The sequence below is a fragment of the Hafnia alvei genome, assembly GCF_900095695.1.
GTDB lineage: Bacteria > Pseudomonadota > Gammaproteobacteria > Enterobacterales > Enterobacteriaceae > Hafnia > Hafnia alvei_B.
The window spans coordinates 178,518-196,804 of sequence record NZ_FMIQ01000014.1; the positions used below are offsets into that span (position 1 = coordinate 178,518).

An 18,287-nucleotide genomic window follows, 5' to 3' on the forward strand; every position below is an offset into this window, starting at 1 on the left:
GCGGGAGTGACCCCCGCCCAGCCTCCCCCTTCGCAGGGGGAGGAACACACCGATTTCGGTTTGCGTCACTGAACGGCTCCCTCCCCTGACAAGGGGAGGATTGGGGTGGGGTAAACCTGTTTATATTTATTCACTAGGAGCCACCATGAACCATGATGTGGTGATCATTTTAGACTGCGGCGCTACCAATATTCGCGCCATGGCGGTAGACGCCAAAGGCATTGTGGTCGCTAAGGCGTCTATCGCTAATGCAAGCCGGCCCGCCGCAGAAAATGACCAATGGCATATCTGGTCATTAGATGACATTTTGCAGCGCTTTGCCGACTGCTGTCAGCGGCTCATGCCACAGCTAAACGGCTGCCAAATTCATGCGCTGAGCGTGACCACCTTTGGCGTTGACGGCGCGCTGGTCGATAAGAATGGCGAACTGCTCTATCCGGTTATTAGCTGGAAGTGTCCGCGAACGGCGGCGATTATGGAGAAAATTGATCGCTATATTACGCCCGGCGAACTGCAAACCATTTCCGGTATCGGTCAATTTAGCTTTAATACTTTGTATAAACTGATCTGGATAAAAGAAAATCGGCCTGAATTATTAGAACAAGCACACGCATGGCTGTTTATTTCGTCGCTGATTAACCACCGGCTGACCGGCGAATTCACCACCGATCGCACTATGGCGGGCACCAGCCAGCTGCTCGACGTACGCCAGGAAACGTTTAGCCAGACTATTTTACAACGCACTGGCCTCCCCTCCACGCTCTTCCCGCGCATGGTCGCCGCAGGAGAACATGTTGGCAATTTATTACCGAAAATGGCCGAGCGTCTTGGCATTCCCGCAGGCACACCGGTGATTTCCGCCGGCCATGATACCCAGTTCGCGCTATTTGGCTCCGGTGCTGAGCTTGATCAGCCCGTGTTGTCATCCGGTACATGGGAAATTCTGATGGTGCGCACACCGCAGGTAAATACGTCGCTGCTGCCGCGTTTTGCCGGTTCGACCTGCGAACTTGATAGCTGCCAAGGGCTGTTCAACCCCGGTCTTCAGTGGTTAGCGTCTGGCGTGTTGGAAAGAGTGCGCCAGCTCTATTGGCCTAACGAAAAAGTCCCCGATGCCTACGCCCAAATGATTACCGAAGCAGGCGTAATTCGCCCCGGCGCGGAAGGCCTTCGCATGAACTGCCAGCTGCTTGATAGCCACGCTCAAGCAGGTTGGCGCGGCATGCGTTTGCACACTGAACGCGGCCATTTCTACCGTTCCGCTCTCGAGGGACTTGCTTGGCAACTACAGCAAAATCTCGCGGTGTTGGAAAACATCGGTGGGTTTACATCGAAGGAATTATTACTGGTTGGCGGCGGCAGCCGAAACGTGCTGTGGAATCAGATTAAAGCCGATGTTTTAAATCTTCCGATCAAAGTGTTGCACGATGCAGAAACCACCGTGCTAGGCGCTGCGATGTTCGCTTGGAGCGGCGTGGGTTACTACAATTCGCCAGAACAGGCTCGCCAGCAGGTGAATTATCGCTATCAATCTTATTATCCCGGCGAGCAACGCGAGATATATCAATCTCTTGCTCACGAAAATAATCTGCTTATGGAAGGAGTATAAAATGCTGAAAAATATCTCTCCGCTGATCTCACCTCAATTGCTCAAGACCTTGGCAGAGATGGGACACGGCGATGAAATCATTTTCTCCGATGCGCATTTTCCCGCTCATAGTATGGGGCCAAAGGTTATTCGAGCCGACGGATTAGCCGTTAGCGATTTACTGGCTGCCATCATTCCGCTATTTGAACTCGATGGCTACGCCCCGCCGTTGGTCATGATGGCTGCGGTTGAAGGCGATACGCTGGATGACAGCGTGGAGCAGCGCTATTTGCAGGCATTGTCGAGCCATGACCGCAGCGATCTTTCGGTTACTCGTATCGATCGCTTTGCGTTTTATGAGCGTGCCCAAAAGGCCTTTGCGATCGTCATCACAGGCGAGACGGCTAAATACGGGAATATACTGTTAAAAAAAGGGGTGACGCCTTAATCTCTTGCTCTGGATTTAACCATGCGCCAGCCATTAGGCCAGAACTCGGCGCATGGTTTTTCGTGAGAGGAGAGCCATCGTGAAAACAGATCGCCATCAGGCCATCGTAGAACTCATCCGACAGCATGAAACCCTGACAACCGAAGATCTTGCCGAGCTGCTGCATGTCAGCAAAGAGACGATCCGGCGCGATCTCAATACGCTGCAGGCACAAGGTAAGATCATCCGCCAACACGGTCGCGCCAAAAGTATAAAGCGCGATACGCAAGACAACGGCGATCCCTTCAGCGCTCGCTTGAAAAGCCATTTCACCAGCAAAGCCGATATCGCCCGCCAAACGCTTCCTTGGATCGATGCAGGAATGACGATTGCCCTTGATGCCAGCTCAACCTGCTGGTATTTGGCGAAACAGCTACCCGATATTGATATCACCGTGTTCACCAACAGCGTGCGTATTTGCCAAGAGCTATCGAAACGGGAACATATTCAGCTCATCAGCTCCGGTGGGCTGCTGCAGCGTAAATATGCATGCTATGTCAATCCAGCCATCCTTTCCCAGCTCAAAGAGTTGGAAATCGATCTCTTTATCTTCTCGTGCGAGGGCATTGATAGAGAAGGCGTTTTATGGGATTCCAACAGCTACAACGCTGAATTTAAATCGCTGCTGCTTAAGCGTGCACTACAATCTTTATTGCTGATAGATAAAAGCAAAATGAACCGCACCAGTGAAATAAAGATCGGTGGTATTAGCGATGTAGTTCAGGTGATAACGAATTTAGAAACACCGGAAATTGACCCTTTATTGGAGGCCGAATATGAGGGCATCAGCCGTTAGTATGAAGTCTTACTTAAGCACGGATTAATCCAAAAATGCATGCGAACACTTGCCGGATGGGCATTATCTCCCTAGAGTTACGCCACTTTATGGCTTATCTGACAGGATTTTTAGGTATAACGCATTGGCTAAAACTATCCAACGAGAACACTATCTAGACTATATCCGCGCTACGCTCATGCTGTTGGGGATACCTTTCCATGTTTCACTGGTCTATTCAGCCCACCATTGGGTGGTGAATAGCACGCCTGAAAGCCTGACTCTCAGCTTATTTAATGATTTTATTCACGCCTTTCGCATGCAGGTCTTCTTTGTTATTTCAGGTTACTTTTCCTGCATGCTGTATCAGCGATACCCGCTTAAAAAATGGCTAAACATTCGCCTAACGCGCTTATTGATCCCCATGGCAACCGCGATGGTGCTGATCACGCTGCCCCAGTTCTGGTATATCCTGCATCACACGTCGGGGATCGGCGACTGGGATCAAGCTGATGTGTGGCAAAAAGCCAATATTTGCGTGTGGTACCTGATTTCACACCTTTGGTTTTTACTCACGCTAAGTTTGCTTACCGTCGTCAGCGCACCGCTGCTCAACGCCATCGTTAATCGCGGGCTTTGGAGCAAAGTATCACCCCACATGCTATTGCCAATTTTCATTACGTTAGGCGTGGTTTTTGCCGTTCTACACAAGCTTTGCGCGACGTTTATGCCCGACATTACCGGCTCAGCGTTATTTAACTTTTTAGTGGTTAATACATTGATGTATTTCCCATTTTATTTGCTAGGCGCTGTGGCATTCGTGCATATAAGGCATAAAGAAAACATCACGCGGGTGTCATTCAGCGATGGTCTGATTGCCGCGGCGTCGGTGGGATTATATCTATTGAATGAAAACACACAGGTCTTCGCACCGCTTCAGCTCAGCGTGCAGTTTTGCCTGATTTTCATCATTGGCCTAACGATGACTAAAGTTGTACTCACGCTGGGTCATCGCCTGTTAAACCGCGAGTCGCGCGGCGTGACTTACTTTGTTGGCGCATCGCTGTTTATCTATTTGGTGCATCATCCACTGACGATTATCTACGGCAGCCTGATGGAAAACTCGCATCCGAACCCATTCGTTGGATTCATTATTGGCGTCACGCTGGTGGTACTAGGGTCGTTAGCGCTGTATGAAATACATCGTCGGGTGCCTCTGCTGCGCTACCTGTTTTCCGGTAAGCCACAGAAACCCGTGGTGAATTCAGTTAAATGATGAAATTTGCCAGCCGCTCTGGCTGGCAAATCATTTTGCAGGTTACGCCTTTGGCAGCTCTTTAATCAGCGCCTGACGCTGGTTGTCGAGCGTAGTAATGCGCGTGCAAACGTCTTTCCCGAAAGCTTTGAAGTCATCATCCTGTTTGCTCCACTCGGTACGGATCGCCTGCTGTAACCCACCCAGATTGCCCATGATGGCCTGTAACGGGTTATCAGACTTGGTAGCATTCGCAGCCTGCTTCAGCCCCATCTCATTGATGCTGTCTTGTAGAACGCCGCCCATGGTTTGATTTACTAGATTCTGACCTTCCTGCTCAACTTTTGAAATGGCTTGGTGATGGAAGGTGTATCCATCGCTGCGCTTCTCTAGAATTTTTTGCATCTGCTCTTTGAGCTGAGAATCCAGTTTGGTCAGGCGGTTACGAATATTGCTGTCGCTACCCACCTGCTCAACGATCACTTTATCCAGAGAAACACGGGCTTTCTCCAAGCGTTGCTGAGCACCTTGATCGATCCACGGAAAATCAGTGCGAATACCCGATTGCAGATTCACCGCCTGCTGTTTCGCTTTAGCACTGAGCGCCACGGCCTTGCCATCGCGGGTCATATTGCCGTTTTTATCAATGGTAAGATTTCCGCTGGCACCCACGATCTGTACCTGCTGCGGATTAACAATGATGTCATCCTGCGGCTTAACGTTACATTCCCATGCTGCCTGTGCCTGCCACGCGGTTAGCATCAGCAGAGATAACCCTAATTTACGAATCATGCGTTCTTTCTCTCCTAAAAAATCGAGCGGCCAATGCGCTGTGCCAAGATTTCAAGCGCAGCGGTTCCCGCCAGTGAGTTACCCGAGGCATCCAGTTCTGGACACCAAACCGCGATACTCATTTCATGTGGAACAACGGCAATAATGCCACCGCCCACGCCTGACTTGCCGGGCATCCCGACACGATAGGCAAATTCGCCAGCGCCATCATACATACCGCTGGTTACCATCATGGCATTAATCTGGCGGTTCTGCCGCTCATTGATGAGAGGCTCATCCAGCGCAGGTGAATGCCCGTTATTGGCAAGATAGACAAAAGTACGCGCCAGTTCCATACAGCTCATTCTTAAAGCGCAGTAGTGGAAGTAGGTTTGCAGCACCGTAATTACGTCATTTTCGAAGTTGCCAAACGACTTCATCAGATACGCAATAGCCGCATTTCGATCTGAATGTTCAAACTCAGAGCGCGCAACACGAGCGTCATACACGATATCCGGCTCACCAGACAGCGCCCGTACCACTTCCAGCATACGCTGCTTAGGCGCGCTCAGACGCGACTGGAGCATATCGCACACCACCAGCGCACCTGCGTTAATAAAAGGGTTGCGCGGCTTCCCCTGCTCCAGCTCAAGCTGCAACAGCGAGTTAAACGGCTGACCAGACGGTTCTTTACCGACGCGCGCCCAGATATCCGACTCCGCATAGCGGCTCAGCGCCAAGGTCAAGCTCAATACTTTAGAAATCGACTGAATAGAAAAGCGCTCATCTGCGTCACCGGCTTGGTAGGTTTCGCCATCGACGGTACATACGGCAATCCCCAGCTTATTCGCAGGCACTTCAGCCAAAGCCGGGATATAGTCCGCCACTTTGCCCTGCCCAATCAAAGGGCGTACCTGAGCCAGAATATCTTCCAGCAGTTGATTACTCAGCTTAGTCGCCACACGCTACTCCACAATGCATCCAAAATACGTTCATAACGGGCGGGAGGATAAAGCAAATGCGGCGGAACGGAAAGGAGTAGCGGAGAGATAACGTGGATACAAAATAACTTTGCGAACAGCATTCCATAAGCTGTGGGTCTCACTAGAAGATTAAAATAATCAGAGCTAGATTGCGCAAATTAACGCTATGGACAGAGAGTGAATTACATGGAATTTCTAGCGCTAAAACAGGGGGGCTTCACCCTGCATCTATGCCATTTCAGCATCCATAATCAACCGTTTACCTGTTTGTTTTCTTTGGTAGATCTCAATGATGCCAGCTACTTAATGTTTAGATCTGATGAGGTTGGTTTTTTATTGCAAGAACCTAGTTATGACGTCAAATTCGATCGCCAAGATAACTTTGAGTCTGGCCATTTTTATGCATCTCCGGTTTCACAAATAACGAGCTTTGGTTATCGAGAACTATTGGTGTTAGGCAAAATTCTCACGCGAATTATTGAACAGCATTATCAAACGTTTAATGCTAAATCCTATTTTGCCAACGCTGAAAATATACGCTTAAAACATTTCTACAATAGGCTTGTACGAAGAGGGGAAAATAGGTTAAATTTTGAACTTAATAACAATATTGGCCCTGGAGAACTCGGTTATGCTTTCAAGACCCCCAGTTTCAGAACTCAAAAAAATGACCGTACGTGAACGAAAGATTTTAGGTATGCAACTTGCCAAGCAAGCCTTCGATTTGGCAGTCAAAAACGATAAAATTGTGCGGATACCCTTCGCAAAACAATAAAAAACCCGCCGAAGCGGGTTTTTTTATACCTGTGGAAATCAATCCCACCAAACATCAAACAGATCGCTCACGACAACATTTTTCATGCCGTGTGCTTCCAGCCAGTCTTTGACCAGCTTCTGATGTTCTTCGGTGCACTGACCGATCTGCTGCAGGCAAATCAGACCTTCCCACGCCAGATAGCCACTGCCATCAAATGCCAGACCGTTTGGCTCAATCGCTTCATCGATGAATTTATCAACGGTAGTGTCGATAATGTCGATACCGGTGCCTTCTTCAAAGTTCCAGCTTACGCTGAAACCCAATTCCTGAAACTCATCGATATGCATCTTTTTACGCAAACGACGGCTGCGGTTTTTAGCCATTATTCTACCCTCTCAAACATCAAATCCCAGTTGCCATGCCCCAAACGCTGACCACGCAGTTCAAACTTCGTTAATGGACGCGAGTCCGGCCGAGGGACGTATGTATTATCGCTGGACAGGTTTTTGTAACCCGGTGCGTTGTTCATCACTTCCAGCATATGCTCGGCGTAGTTTTCCCAGTCAGTTGCCATATGGAAAACGCCGCCGATTTTTAACTTGCTCTTAATCTGCTGTGCAAACGGAGCCTGTACGATACGGCGCTTATGATGGCGCGCCTTATGCCATGGATCGGGGAAGAATAGCTGAACCATTGCCAGCGAATTCTCCGGGATCATCTCTTCCAATACTTCAATCGCATCATGGCACATCACGCGTAAATTGGTGATACCTGCTTCATGAGCTGCGGCTAAACATGCCCCCACGCCTGGCGAGTGGACTTCAATGCCGAGGAAGTTTTTCTCAGGATGCTGCTGCGCCATGGTAACCAATGACGCGCCCATACCAAAGCCGATTTCAAGCACGGTAGGCGCTTCACGGCCAAATAAAGCAACGAGATCCAGCGGTTGTGGCTGAAAATCTACGCCCATCACCGGCCAGAAGTTATCCAGCGCAAACTGCTGCCCTTTGGTCAGACGCCCTTGGCGGCGTACAAAACTGCGGATACGGCGCATAACGCGGCCGTTCTCATCAAATTCCGGTGATACAACGTCATTCATAGTGGTGCTTCATCTGCCTGAATGTGGATGTTTAACATAAAGTGAGCGCGCATTATGCAAAATTGGCCCGTTTTAACAAGTTTTGATTTTAACAGCTACTGGCAAGCTCTAGTCAGAAACTTTCATTAATTAGAGTTATTCGTTGAATAAAACACGTATTAATCATCGCTATTACATCACCATTTTAGCTATGGCCAACATCCTGTGAATAACAGGAAATCGCCTATTCGCACCAGCTTGAGAAAGATCCGGTTTACAGCAGGTAGGCTCTGTGCTGCAATCGCTGCCTATTTTTATCGGCCTCGCTTTCTTAACCAGCGCGGCCTATTGGGAACTTTTCACGCTTATGATGCTGGCGCAACAGTTCGCGCAGTCGGTGCTAACTTGGTACGACCGCTACGGACGTAAAACTTTGCCGTGGCAAAGTCCAAAAACACCTTATCAAGTATGGCTTTCAGAAGTCATGTTGCAACAAACACAGGTTGCGACGGTGATCCCCTATTTTCTGCGTTTTATGGAAAAATTCCCTGACGTGCGAGCGTTGGCCGCAGCGCCTCAGGATGAGGTTTTACACCTGTGGACCGGTCTCGGCTACTATGCCCGTGGGCGTAATCTGCATAAAGCCGCGCAAACCATCGTTGAAAAGCACGGCGGTGAATTCCCAACCTCTTTTGAAGACGTATGCGCACTGCCTGGCGTTGGGCGTTCCACCGCAGGCGCGATCCTCTCTTTATCGCTTGGCCAGCATTACCCTATTTTAGACGGAAACGTAAAACGCGTATTGGCTCGCTGCTATGCGGTTGACGGTTGGCCGGGCAAAAAAGAGGTTGAAAACCGTCTGTGGCAAATCAGTGAGGAAGTCACTCCGGCCAAAGGTGTCAGCCAATTTAATCAGGCGATGATGGATTTAGGTGCAATAGTTTGTACGCGCAGCAAACCAAAATGCGAACTGTGCCCGCTGAGCGGCGGATGCATAGCTTACGCCAACAATAGTTGGAGCCAGTATCCGGGCAAGAAACCGAAACAGACCATTCCCGAGCGAACCGGCTATTTCTTAATGATGCAAATAGGCGATAACGTCTGGCTGGAACAGCGTCCTAACGTTGGGCTATGGGGCGGTCTATATTGTTTCCCACAGTTCGCCAGCGAGGATGAATTGCGTCAACACGTTAAGTCCTTGGGCGTGGATCAGCCGAAGCTTCATCAGCTAACCTCATTTCGCCACACCTTTAGCCATTTTCATTTAGATATCGTGCCAATTTGGTTTGATATAACACAGCACAGTCACTGCATGGATGAAGGAACTGGACTCTGGTATAACTTAGCCCAGCCACCGTCTGTCGGTCTGGCAGCCCCCGTGGAACGTTTATTGCAGCAGCTGGCAAAAGAGCCCGTTGCTAAGTGAAAATTATGACTTTCAATAAACTGAACCAGGCTCACCACATGAGGAATAATCATGAGTAGAACAATTTTTTGTACATTTCTGAACCAAGAGGCCGAAGGGCAGGATTTCCAGCTATATCCAGGTGAACTGGGTAAGCGCATCTATAACGAAATCTCTAAAGAGGCGTGGTCGCAGTGGATGTCGAAACAAACCATGCTCATCAACGAGAAAAAACTCAACATGATGAACCCTGACGACCGAAAACTGCTGGAACAGGAAATGGTGAAGTTCCTGTTTGAAGGCCACGACGTGCATATCGAAGGTTACACGCCGCCAAGTCAGTAAGCTTATTAATAAGTATATTGCGGGTTTAATAACGTTAAGCTCGCAATTTGAGACCCATTTTTCATCCAATATGGCTGTGAAGATGAAGAAAGTTTTAGCATTGATCCTGATCGCACCCTTGCTGATCTCTTGTTCTGGAAAGAAAAATACTCAGGACAGCGAAGCCTTTGTCAAAGATACCAATGGCTTCGATATTTTGATGGGACAGTTTGCCCATAACATTGAAAACATTTGGGGCATTAACGAGGTACTGATTGCGGGTCCAAAAGACTACGTAAAATATACCGACCGATACCTCACGCGTAGCCATATTAACTTTGACTCCGGCCAGATCACCATTGAAACCATCTCACCAACCGATCCCGCAGCCAGTTTAAAACAGGCGATCGTGAGCACTTTGCTGATGGGTGACGATCCGGGGTCTATCGATCTCTATTCTGATGTGAACGATATTCAGATCAGTAAAGAACCCTTCCTGTATGGACAGGTGCTAGATAATACCGGACAGCCGATTCGCTGGCAGGGGCGCGCCAGTAACTTTGCCGACTATCTGATCCAGCACAAGCTGATGAAACGTACGTCTGGCCTGCACGTCATTTACTCCGTGACCATTCAATTGGTGCCTAACCACTTGGATAAGCGTGCGCATAAATACCTTGGTATGGTGCGTAAAGCCTCTGAGAAATATGGCGTTGATGAGTCATTGATTCTGGCTATTATGCAAACCGAATCCAGCTTTAACCCGTATGCGGTAAGTGGCTCGGATGCGCTCGGCCTGATGCAGGTTGTTCAGCACACGGCGGGTAAAGACGTGTTTGTGCAAAAAGGAAAATGGGGTACACCAAGCCGTAGTTATCTGTTTGATCCAGAGAATAATATCGATACAGGTACAGCTTATCTGGCGATTTTGCAGAACAACTATTTGGGTGGTATTCAGAATCCAACCTCACGCCGCTATGCCGTTATTACCGCTTATAACGGCGGAGCAGGTAGCGTGCTGCGCGTGTTCTCCAGCGACCGTAACCGCGCGGTGAGTATCATCAACCAGCTAACCCCGGGTGATGTGTACGAAACGTTAACCAATAAGCATCCATCGGGCGAGTCTCGTCGTTATCTGAGCAAAGTTAACAACGCTCAGAAGAGCTATCGTCGCGGGAAGTAAGTTTTTGCATTAATGCCCACCCAGCCTCCCCCTTCGCGGGGGGAGGCTTAGATCGGACGAATGACTAATACTTGGGCTAGAAATTAATCATGATGATGATGGTGATGTCCTTTCCCATCCTCATGCTGATGTTCATACTCTTCACCCGGCACAACCAGCAGTTTGCCGTAGCGAACACCTCGTTCGGCAATCACCTTCTCGGCCAACCCTTTCACTTTTCCCGTCGCGCCTTTCAGCAAGGAAACTTCGAGGCAACTACCGTGATCGAGATGTACATGCAGGCTCGCAAGGGAGAGATCGTGGTGATCGTGAAAGCTTTTCGTTAGACGCTTAGAAAGCTCACGCGCTTCATGATCGTAAACGTAAAACAGCGCAGCCACACAGTTGCTGGTTTCATCGTTCGACGTTGGCGTTGCCGTAGCTTGCAGCCCCGCCCGCGCCAAATCTCGGATCGCCTCTGAGCGGTTTTGGTAATTACGTTCTTTAATGATGGCATCAATTTCTGCCATCAAATCGTCATCCAATGAAAGAGTGACTCGTTGCATAAAGTTAATTCCTGAAGCGGCATAATTCTTCAGAGTATGACATTGTTCCTGTGCTGAAAAAAACGACCTCGGTCAGCTAATCCATCAACTCCAGCGGACCACCTTTGCTCAACGCGAGCTGATACGCTGGCCTTGCATGCAAACGCTTCAATAAGCCTCGCGCATGCGGCGCTTTATCTAAACCAGTACGGATATTCATCGCCTCAAGCGGAAAACTCATTTGTATATCAGCCAGACTAAAATGATCGCCTGCAAACCAGTTATTTTTGCTCAGATGATTTTCAATGAAACGAAGATGCGTCGCCAGTTGCTGATCGAGATACCCGCGCTGCACGCCTTTGCCAAGCAGGCTTCCAATTGGGCGAATCAGCCACGGAACCGGCGCTTTTCCCAAACGATTAAAAATCAGCTTCATCACTAATAACGGCATTAACGATCCTTCGGCATAGTGCAACCAATAACGGTATTGCATGCGTTCTGGTTTTTCTTGTGGCTTTAGCAGCGCCGAATGGTCATAGGTCTCTTGAAGATACTCAAGAATGGCGGCTGACTCCGCAATGGTCCACTCACCATCGGTCAGAACCGGAGCTTTGCCCAGCGGGTGAATTTTTTTCAGCGATTCAGGCGCCAGCATGGTCACTGGATCGCGTTGGTATTGCTCAATCTGGTAGGGTAAACCAAGCTCCTCGAGGGTCCAAAGCACACGGTGGGAACGCGAATTGTTAAGATGATGAACCGTAATCATTGGCTAACTCCGCTGGCTTATGTTTTCTAACTATAGCCAGCAGTGACGAAATCACACAGAAGATTATGAGCATGAGGAAAAACAAAGAGAGCCGCTAATGGGCTCTCTTCATGGGGTAAAACAAGTATTTAATAAGCTTGATTACAAACCACTATTAAACATTTTTGTCCTGCATTTCAAAGCGTGGAGAAATCAGGCCGTACAGTGTCCATCCTAAGAAGGTCACAATCGCACCGTACATCATGGCTTCTTCGCCAGATGAATAAAGCGCATAGAAGCTATACATAGCACCGATAATCGCGATGATATTCGCCATACGCGCCTTGCTAGGATTCACCTTCGCTACTTTCTGGATAATAACCAACGCCGCCATTGAAAGGATGTACGGAATAATGTTGGTCACCACCGCCAAGTTAACCAGTACGTTAAACTGTTTATTCAGCGACGGACTGATGGTCATCAAAGACAGCACGGTTTGGATGATCACGATAACGATCATGCCTTTTACCGGCGCTTCAGCTTTAGTCAGTTTAGAGAAAACTTTAGGGAAATAGCCTTCATCCGCAGAGGATTTAAATACCTGCGCGATGGTGAACTGCCAACCCAGCAATGAACCTACGCAGGACATAATCATCAGAGCCATGATGATTTTACCCACGCCCGGCGTAAACATTTGGGCAAATGCCAAACCAAACGGCGCGGTTGAGTTAGCCAAATCCATGTTTGGCACAATACCGGCAATCACGTTGGTGGACACAATATAAATAACCGCTGCGCCTAACGTCCCGCCCAATACGGCGATAGGAACGTTGCGCTCAGGGTTCTCAACAACGTCGGTATTCGCGCAGGCTGATTCTAAGCCCAAGAATGCCCATAACGTCATAGCAATAGAAGAACCGACGGCTTCAAATACAGGTAAATGATGCGGGTTCCATGATTGCACATACATGGTTGGGCTAAACCAGAACCAACCGATAATGGAAATCCCGACAACAGGAATGATGACGCCCCAAACGGTCACGCCGCTAATACGGCCTGTGATGCGTGCGCCACCGAAGTTAGCGATAGTCGCCAGCCACAGCACGCCAATAGTTGCGATACAAATTCCCAGTGGCGTTAGGTTCGCCCCCATCAATTCGGTACCGTAACCTACAGCCGAAATGGCGATTGCCACGTTAGCAATCAGCAGCGATACACCGTAGGTGTAGTTCGCCATAAAGTTGCCGGATTTGCCGAATGCATATTCAGCATACCCGCCCATACCGCCTGATTTACGGCTAAACATCCCGCACTTAGCAAATGCATAGGCCAAGGCCATCGACCCTAGCGCTGTCACCAGCCATGAAACGATGGAAAGCGTACCCACTTCCGCTAATTTGGTCGGCAACATGATGATCCCTGACCCCATCATGTTAACCGCTGTCAAAATTGTGAGCTGAACGACGCCCATTTTGTTACTGCCTTTAGACGTACTCATAAACAATCTCTCTTATGAAATCTATTGGCGGAGAGCTGGAAACGTCGCAACTCCCCGCTGTTTCTTTTATCGGAAAATCAGTTTCGGCCAGTACCCCTGCCGAGAAACGATTTCTAATTTATTGTTTAATAACATAACCATAAGCACGTTTACGTCCATCCTCGTCCTGTTGGATATAGACACCCTGTAGTTCAGGTGCGAACCCTGGCAGCAGGTTAATGCCCTCTTCCAATGCCAAGAAGTAACGCTGTACAGAACCGCCCCAGATTTCACCTGGGACTACGCACAGAACACCTGGAGGATAAGGAAGTGCGCCTTCAGCGGCGATGCGGCCTTCAACCTGATTGAGCGCAACCAGTTCAACGTTGCCACGGACAAACTCGATATTCGCCTGCTGTGGATTCATCACCACTTTCGGGAAGTGAGCTTTACGGAACATCTCTTTTTGCAGCTGTTTAACGTTATGGCTGACATACAGGTCATGCATTTCCTGACACAGCTGACGGATGGTGTAACCCTGATAACGTTCTTCGTAATTTTTGTAGATCGATGGCAGCACTTCTGACAGTGGTGCATCTTCTTCTAACAGGCGTTCAAAGCGAGCGATTTGTGCAACAAGATGCTGCATCTTCGCCATATCTTCCGCAGGCGTCATCAGGAACAGGATTGAGTTCAGGTCACATTTCTCTGGAACGATGCCATTCTCACGCAGGAAGTTGGCAAGGATAGTTGCTGGAACACCAAACTTATCGTATTCACCTGTTTGCACGTTGATACCCGGCGTGGTCAGCATGAGTTTGCATGGGTCCACAAAGTATTGATGCTCTGCGTAACCTTCAAACGAATGCCAACGTTCACCAGGAATGAAGTCGAAGAAGCGCAGATCGTTAGCCATTTCTTCGGTATCAAAGTCTTCCCATTTACGACCATCGATGGTTGCAGGAACGAACGGACGAATGTGTTTGCAGAGTTTTAACAACAGCTTACGTGTTTCGATACCGACTTTAACGCAGTCCATCCACATACGTTTTCCGCTTTCGCCTTCGTGCATTTTGGCATTCACATCAAGCGCAGCAAACAATGGATAGAACGGGCTGGTTGACGCATGCATCATGAAAGCATTGTTCATGCGTTTATGATTTACATAGCGATCTTGGCCTTTGATATGTTTATCTTTTTTGTGGATCTGTGAAGTCTGAGAGAAACCAGCTTGTTGTTTATGAACCGACTGAGTCACCAGAATGCCCGGATCGTTTTCATTCAGTTCCAACAGCAGAGGAGAGCAATCATTCATCATTGGAATGAACTGTTCGTAGCCTACCCATGCAGAGTCAAACAGGATGTAATCACACAGATGACCAATCTTATCGACAACCTGACGGGCGTTATAGATAGTGCCATCGTAGGTGCCTAACTGAATAACCGCTAAGCGGAATGGGCGTTTTTCTGAAGAGCGTTCTGGAGCCACTTCACGCACTAAATCGCGCAGGTATTTCTCTTCAAAACAGTGGGAATCAATACCACCGATAAAGCCAAACGGGTTACGCGCAGTTTCCAGATATACCGGCGTTGCACCCGCCTGAATTAGCGCACCGTGGTGGTTAGATTTATGGTTGTTACGGTCAAATAACACTAAATCACCCGGAGCCAACAGCGCATTCAGCACCACTTTGTTCGAAGATGAAGTGCCGTTTAATACGAAGTAGGTTTTATCAGCGTTAAAGACTTTGGCCGCATGCATCTGCGCAGTGCAAGGAGCGCCTTCATGGATAAGCAGGTCACCCATTGATACGTCAGCGTTACACAGGTCAGAACGGAATAATGTTTCACCAAAGTAATCAAAGAACTGACGGCCCGCAGGATGACGGCGGAAGAACTGGCCACCTTGATGCCCTGGGCAGTCAAATGCGGCGTTACCCTGCTGCACATATTCAACGAGGCTACCAAAGAAAGGAGGTAAAACGTCTTTCTCATATTTAACCGCAGCAGCCTCAAGCTGTTTACCGTAGAAATCAACGTTGCCATCACACAGCTCAAACACGCCAGTGACACGCGGCAGTACTTCTGCTGGCAATTCTTCTTCGCAGCAAACGGCGACAAAAACAGGAATACCGAAACCGGTTTGTTCAATCGTATCCAGCGTGCCTGAAACCGCATCTTCAACGGAAATAACGGCAGCAGAAACATCAGTAAAATTAGTATTATTAATATCTACAGTTTCACGTTCGGTACTAAAGCATTCAGAGGTGTTGTTATTAACTGCTATTTTTAGTTTTTCCATTTTATTTATGGTCTCTTATTTTATTAATAGTCATGAATTTAGGGTAAAGCATAGTCGTCAGATATTCCCCTTAGGGATCCGATGCGTAATTATTTTTTAAAGGCAATATTACCCCGCAATAATTCAGGTTATTGAATTACTGGAATAGGTAGATAAATGCCAGGTGGCTAAGCCACCAGATTGGCGCATGAGTTTATTGGGATAGTCAAAATCCGCTTACCGAATGATGGACAAAACTAGATTATTTAGCTAGATACTAGATTTACCAACGAATGAGATCGGGCAAGCATGACGATCCGCAACAACGGACGCCGTAGGAGGGGGGATTATTTAGAGTTGAAAAGATGAAAATCAAAGCAGCTACGATGGGCCATCATCATAAGATGCGTGACGCGTCGGATATGCGGCATAGCTTTATTGTTATTTTCCATTTCCTATTTCCTCTTTATGTGGAAACCGAGGACATTGTAACCTGTGCGATTATGTAAACCGTGATATTTATCACTATTACGAGGTATATAATAAATAAAAAAATATTATTGTCCAGCCTTGAATGCATATTTAAGCATCGCTAATAGTTAGTAATATGTAACGAATTGCTTTTATCTGTATTATTAAAATAAATCCTATCATTAAAGAAATTCGGCAACATTGAATTTTTGAGTTTGTACAAATAATGCGGTTTTATTATAAATTGATACGAAATTGTAAAAAATATGTTTTGTAATTAACCGTGCTAAAATATTTAATATGATTTTTTAATTAAAAAAAACGCTTAAAAATTCACTTTATAGATTAAAAACACAACCTTTATAATTTTAAGTTATGATTTTTATCTGTCAGGATCTGCACTTCATCGCGATGAATGCGTCATTATTGAGCGCTTAAACCATGAAAGTGATAAATTTATTGACGCGGCGGCGCTGATACGGTTTAATGCGCCCCGTTGCCCGGATAGCTCAGTCGGTAGAGCAGGGGATTGAAAATCCCCGTGTCCTTGGTTCGATTCCGAGTCCGGGCACCAAATTCATATCAACGGACCTCCACGGAGGTCCGTTTTTGCATTGTAAGCCCGCAAAAATCAACACTTCTACAATCTCTTAACTCCATCCAACTCAATCAACTTCAACCCGCATCAAGTCCCTTGCGAGGGTATAACTGAGGGTATAGTCTGATTCGATAAAATTTATACCCCTTTTACTATCAGGAGATACCGCCAATGGCGCTCACTGACGCTAAAATCCGTGCAGCTAAACCGGATGATAAACCTTATAAACTTGCCGACAGCGGCAACATGTTTTTGCTTGTTCACCCTAACGGCTCGCGCTACTGGCGGCTCCGATACCGATTTCTGGGCAAAGAGAAAACACTTGCTCTGGGCGTCTATCCTGAAGTCTCGTTATCAGAAGCAAGGGAAAAACGCGATACTGCGAGGAAGCTGATAGCTGAGGGAACTGACCCTTGCGAACAGAAACGGATCAAAAAATCTGTACCCGAAACAGCTCAGACATTTGAAGGCATCGCAAGACAGTGGCATAAGAGCAATAAAAAATGGTCGGATTCTCATAGCGAGAAAATACTGAAAAGCCTGGAGACACATGTGTTTCCCTTTATTGGCTCACGTGACATTACCACCCTCAGGACTCCCGATTTACTTGTCCCCGTTAAGGCTGCCGAAGCCAAAGAGATATATGAGATTGCAGCCCGCCTTCAGCAACGTATCACTGCAATCATGCGCTATGCTGCCCAGTCAGGCATTATCAGCTATAACCCTGCCGTGGATATGGCTGGCGCTTTAACGACTGTAAAACGCCAGCATCGCCCTGCCCTCGCCTTAAATCGTATTTCAGAGCTTCTTGAACGACTGGATGCCTACAGAGGGCAACCTCTCACCCGGCTGGCAACTAAACTCACCCTGCTTATCTTCATCCGTTCCAGCGAACTACGCTTTGCCAGGTGGTCTGAGATAGACTTCAAGAAAGCCATGTGGACCATTCCTCCTGAGCGGAAACCTATTGAAGGGGTCAAGTATTCCCATCGTGGCTCAAAAATGCGAACAGAGCATCTTGTGCCACTCTCTACTCAAGCGGTGAATATACTGCAGCAGATCCACACTATCAGCGGAGAACATGAACTGATTTTCACCGGCGATCACAATCCATGGAAACCCATGAGTGAGAACACGGTAAATAACGCACTGCGGCTGATGGGCTACGATACAAAGGCCGATGTCTGTGGTCACGGCTTCCGGGCAATGGCCTGTAGTTCGTTGATTGAATCAGGATTATGGTCCAGGGACGCAGTGGAACGCCAGATGAGCCACCAGGAGCGAAATGGCGTACGTGCAGCCTATATTCATAAAGCGGAATTTCTGGATGAGCGCAGGCTGATGCTGCAATGGTGGGCTGATTTTTTAGATGCAAATCGAGAGAGGAGAATTAGTCCGTTTGACTATGCGAAACGTCAGTCAGGATAGCTATTTCTGACAAAATTTATCAAGGAAAAGGAATTCATACTGAATGGGGGCCAAGACGATAAGTTTTGTTGCCAAGAAAAAAGTGTTCGCCTTAGATTACGAAACGTTACATGGCTGAATGGGCAAAAGTCATTAGGGCAGAAACCGGCAGATCAGT

At 47.8% G+C, this 18,287-nt stretch carries 18 protein-coding genes and 1 tRNA gene; 10 read left to right on the forward strand and 9 right to left on the reverse strand.

The genetic code is table 11. From position 1 onward, the window contains the following. Positions 1 to 145: 145 nt before the first annotated feature. The 4 genes from fucK (at position 146) to mdoC (ending at position 4,126) form a co-directional block, all read left to right on the forward strand. Positions 146 to 1,609, forward strand: coding sequence for an L-fuculokinase (fucK, locus tag BN1044_RS05600; protein WP_072307883.1), 1,464 nt, complete (start codon positions 146 to 148; stop codon positions 1,607 to 1,609). 1 nt (position 1,610) lies between these two features. Continuing rightward, positions 1,611 to 2,036: an L-fucose mutarotase gene (gene fucU, locus BN1044_RS05605; RefSeq protein ID WP_072307884.1), complete on the forward strand. Its 426-nt coding sequence runs from the start codon at positions 1,611 to 1,613 to the stop codon at positions 2,034 to 2,036. Positions 2,037 to 2,115: 79 nt separating this feature from the next. Continuing rightward, the gene (gene fucR / locus BN1044_RS05610; RefSeq protein ID WP_072307885.1) at positions 2,116 to 2,871 is read left to right on the forward strand and encodes an L-fucose operon activator; all 756 of its coding nucleotides are present in this window, start codon (positions 2,116 to 2,118) and stop codon (positions 2,869 to 2,871) included. 124 nt (positions 2,872 to 2,995) lie between these two features. Continuing rightward, positions 2,996 to 4,126: a glucans biosynthesis protein MdoC gene (gene mdoC, locus BN1044_RS05615; protein ID WP_072307886.1), complete on the forward strand. Its 1,131-nt coding sequence runs from the start codon at positions 2,996 to 2,998 to the stop codon at positions 4,124 to 4,126. A gap of 42 nt (positions 4,127 to 4,168) precedes the next feature. Here the strand turns inward: mdoC and BN1044_RS05620 are convergent, their stop codons facing one another. Further along, on the reverse strand, positions 4,169 to 4,897 hold the full coding sequence (locus BN1044_RS05620; protein WP_072307887.1) for a YggN family protein: 729 nt from the start codon (positions 4,895 to 4,897) through the stop codon (positions 4,169 to 4,171). A gap of 14 nt (positions 4,898 to 4,911) precedes the next feature. Beyond that, positions 4,912 to 5,838 carry a glutaminase B gene (glsB, locus tag BN1044_RS05625; RefSeq protein WP_072307888.1) on the reverse strand — a complete coding sequence of 309 codons (927 nt, stop codon included), beginning with the start codon at positions 5,836 to 5,838 and terminating at the stop codon, positions 4,912 to 4,914. Positions 5,839 to 6,045: 207 nt separating this feature from the next. Between glsB and BN1044_RS05630 the strand changes: the two genes are divergently transcribed. Continuing rightward, positions 6,046 to 6,540 carry a hypothetical protein gene (locus tag BN1044_RS05630; RefSeq protein WP_072307889.1) on the forward strand — a complete coding sequence of 165 codons (495 nt, stop codon included), beginning with the start codon at positions 6,046 to 6,048 and terminating at the stop codon, positions 6,538 to 6,540. A 132-nt stretch (positions 6,541 to 6,672) separates the two neighbouring features. Here the strand turns inward: BN1044_RS05630 and BN1044_RS05635 are convergent, their stop codons facing one another. Together BN1044_RS05635 and trmB are read right to left on the reverse strand one after the other, a co-directional pair. Then, positions 6,673 to 6,999: a YggL family protein gene (locus tag BN1044_RS05635; RefSeq protein WP_025798599.1), complete on the reverse strand. Its 327-nt coding sequence runs from the start codon at positions 6,997 to 6,999 to the stop codon at positions 6,673 to 6,675. Next, positions 6,999 to 7,715 (reverse strand): tRNA (guanosine(46)-N7)-methyltransferase TrmB, encoded by a 717-nt coding sequence (trmB, locus tag BN1044_RS05640; RefSeq protein WP_072307890.1) that lies wholly within the window; start codon positions 7,713 to 7,715, stop codon positions 6,999 to 7,001. The genes BN1044_RS05635 and trmB overlap by 1 nt, the downstream gene beginning before the upstream one ends. 271 nt (positions 7,716 to 7,986) lie before the next feature. On the opposite strand from trmB, the gene mutY reads away from it, so the two are divergent. The 3 genes from mutY (at position 7,987) to mltC (ending at position 10,606) form a co-directional block, all read left to right on the forward strand. Further along, on the forward strand, positions 7,987 to 9,120 hold the full coding sequence (gene mutY, locus BN1044_RS05645) for an A/G-specific adenine glycosylase (protein ID WP_432612987.1): 1,134 nt from the start codon (positions 7,987 to 7,989) through the stop codon (positions 9,118 to 9,120). A 51-nt stretch (positions 9,121 to 9,171) separates the two neighbouring features. Next, positions 9,172 to 9,444, forward strand: coding sequence for an oxidative damage protection protein (locus BN1044_RS05650; RefSeq protein WP_025798592.1), 273 nt, complete (start codon positions 9,172 to 9,174; stop codon positions 9,442 to 9,444). Positions 9,445 to 9,526: 82 nt separating this feature from the next. Beyond that, a complete protein-coding gene (gene mltC / locus BN1044_RS05655; RefSeq protein WP_072307891.1) occupies positions 9,527 to 10,606 on the forward strand; it encodes a membrane-bound lytic murein transglycosylase MltC in 1,080 nt (359 codons plus the stop codon). Positions 10,607 to 10,689: 83 nt separating this feature from the next. On the opposite strand, the gene nikR is transcribed toward mltC, so the two are convergent. From nikR to speFL, 5 genes are all read right to left on the reverse strand, one after another. Then, positions 10,690 to 11,151: a nickel-responsive transcriptional regulator NikR gene (nikR, locus tag BN1044_RS05660; RefSeq protein WP_072307892.1), complete on the reverse strand. Its 462-nt coding sequence runs from the start codon at positions 11,149 to 11,151 to the stop codon at positions 10,690 to 10,692. Positions 11,152 to 11,227: 76 nt separating this feature from the next. After that, a complete protein-coding gene (locus tag BN1044_RS05665; protein WP_072307893.1) occupies positions 11,228 to 11,896 on the reverse strand; it encodes a glutathione S-transferase family protein in 669 nt (222 codons plus the stop codon). A gap of 154 nt (positions 11,897 to 12,050) precedes the next feature. Next, a complete protein-coding gene (gene potE / locus BN1044_RS05670; protein ID WP_072307894.1) occupies positions 12,051 to 13,373 on the reverse strand; it encodes a putrescine-ornithine antiporter in 1,323 nt (440 codons plus the stop codon). A gap of 118 nt (positions 13,374 to 13,491) precedes the next feature. Further along, complete coding sequence (gene speF, locus BN1044_RS05675) at positions 13,492 to 15,654, reverse strand: ornithine decarboxylase SpeF (RefSeq protein ID WP_072307895.1); 2,163 nt, start codon at positions 15,652 to 15,654, stop codon at positions 13,492 to 13,494. A 326-nt stretch (positions 15,655 to 15,980) separates the two neighbouring features. Continuing rightward, positions 15,981 to 16,085: a leader peptide SpeFL gene (speFL, locus tag BN1044_RS23055; protein WP_016361109.1), complete on the reverse strand. Its 105-nt coding sequence runs from the start codon at positions 16,083 to 16,085 to the stop codon at positions 15,981 to 15,983. Positions 16,086 to 16,602: 517 nt separating this feature from the next. On the opposite strand from speFL, the gene BN1044_RS05680 reads away from it, so the two are divergent. Both BN1044_RS05680 and BN1044_RS05685 read left to right on the forward strand, forming a co-directional pair. Next, positions 16,603 to 16,678 (forward strand) — tRNA-Phe (locus BN1044_RS05680). Positions 16,679 to 16,873: 195 nt separating this feature from the next. Further along, entirely contained in the window at positions 16,874 to 18,130 is a 1,257-nt protein-coding gene (locus tag BN1044_RS05685; protein ID WP_072307896.1) for a tyrosine-type recombinase/integrase, read from the forward strand. The last annotated feature ends 157 nt before the right edge of the window (positions 18,131 to 18,287 follow it).

Excerpts from the sequence above, each read along its gene's own strand:
- speFL (WP_016361109.1), bottom strand. The coding sequence starts at position 16,085 with ATGGAAAATAACAATAAAGCTATGCCGCATATCCGACGCGTCACGCAT.
- BN1044_RS05665 (WP_072307893.1), bottom strand. The coding sequence starts at position 11,896 with ATGATTACGGTTCATCATCTTAACAATTCGCGTTCCCACCGTGTGCTT.
- fucK (WP_072307883.1), top strand. The coding sequence starts at position 146 with ATGAACCATGATGTGGTGATCATTTTAGACTGCGGCGCTACCAATATT.
- BN1044_RS05630 (WP_072307889.1), top strand. The coding sequence starts at position 6,046 with ATGGAATTTCTAGCGCTAAAACAGGGGGGCTTCACCCTGCATCTATGC.
- BN1044_RS05650 (WP_025798592.1), top strand. The coding sequence starts at position 9,172 with ATGAGTAGAACAATTTTTTGTACATTTCTGAACCAAGAGGCCGAAGGG.
- BN1044_RS05635 (WP_025798599.1), bottom strand. The coding sequence starts at position 6,999 with ATGGCTAAAAACCGCAGCCGTCGTTTGCGTAAAAAGATGCATATCGAT.
- potE (WP_072307894.1), bottom strand. The coding sequence starts at position 13,373 with ATGAGTACGTCTAAAGGCAGTAACAAAATGGGCGTCGTTCAGCTCACA.
- speF (WP_072307895.1), bottom strand. The coding sequence starts at position 15,654 with ATGGAAAAACTAAAAATAGCAGTTAATAACAACACCTCTGAATGCTTT.
- nikR (WP_072307892.1), bottom strand. The coding sequence starts at position 11,151 with ATGCAACGAGTCACTCTTTCATTGGATGACGATTTGATGGCAGAAATT.
- BN1044_RS05620 (WP_072307887.1), bottom strand. The coding sequence starts at position 4,897 with ATGATTCGTAAATTAGGGTTATCTCTGCTGATGCTAACCGCGTGGCAG.
- fucU (WP_072307884.1), top strand. The coding sequence starts at position 1,611 with ATGCTGAAAAATATCTCTCCGCTGATCTCACCTCAATTGCTCAAGACC.
- mltC (WP_072307891.1), top strand. The coding sequence starts at position 9,527 with ATGAAGAAAGTTTTAGCATTGATCCTGATCGCACCCTTGCTGATCTCT.
- BN1044_RS05685 (WP_072307896.1), top strand. The coding sequence starts at position 16,874 with ATGGCGCTCACTGACGCTAAAATCCGTGCAGCTAAACCGGATGATAAA.
- trmB (WP_072307890.1), bottom strand. The coding sequence starts at position 7,715 with ATGAATGACGTTGTATCACCGGAATTTGATGAGAACGGCCGCGTTATG.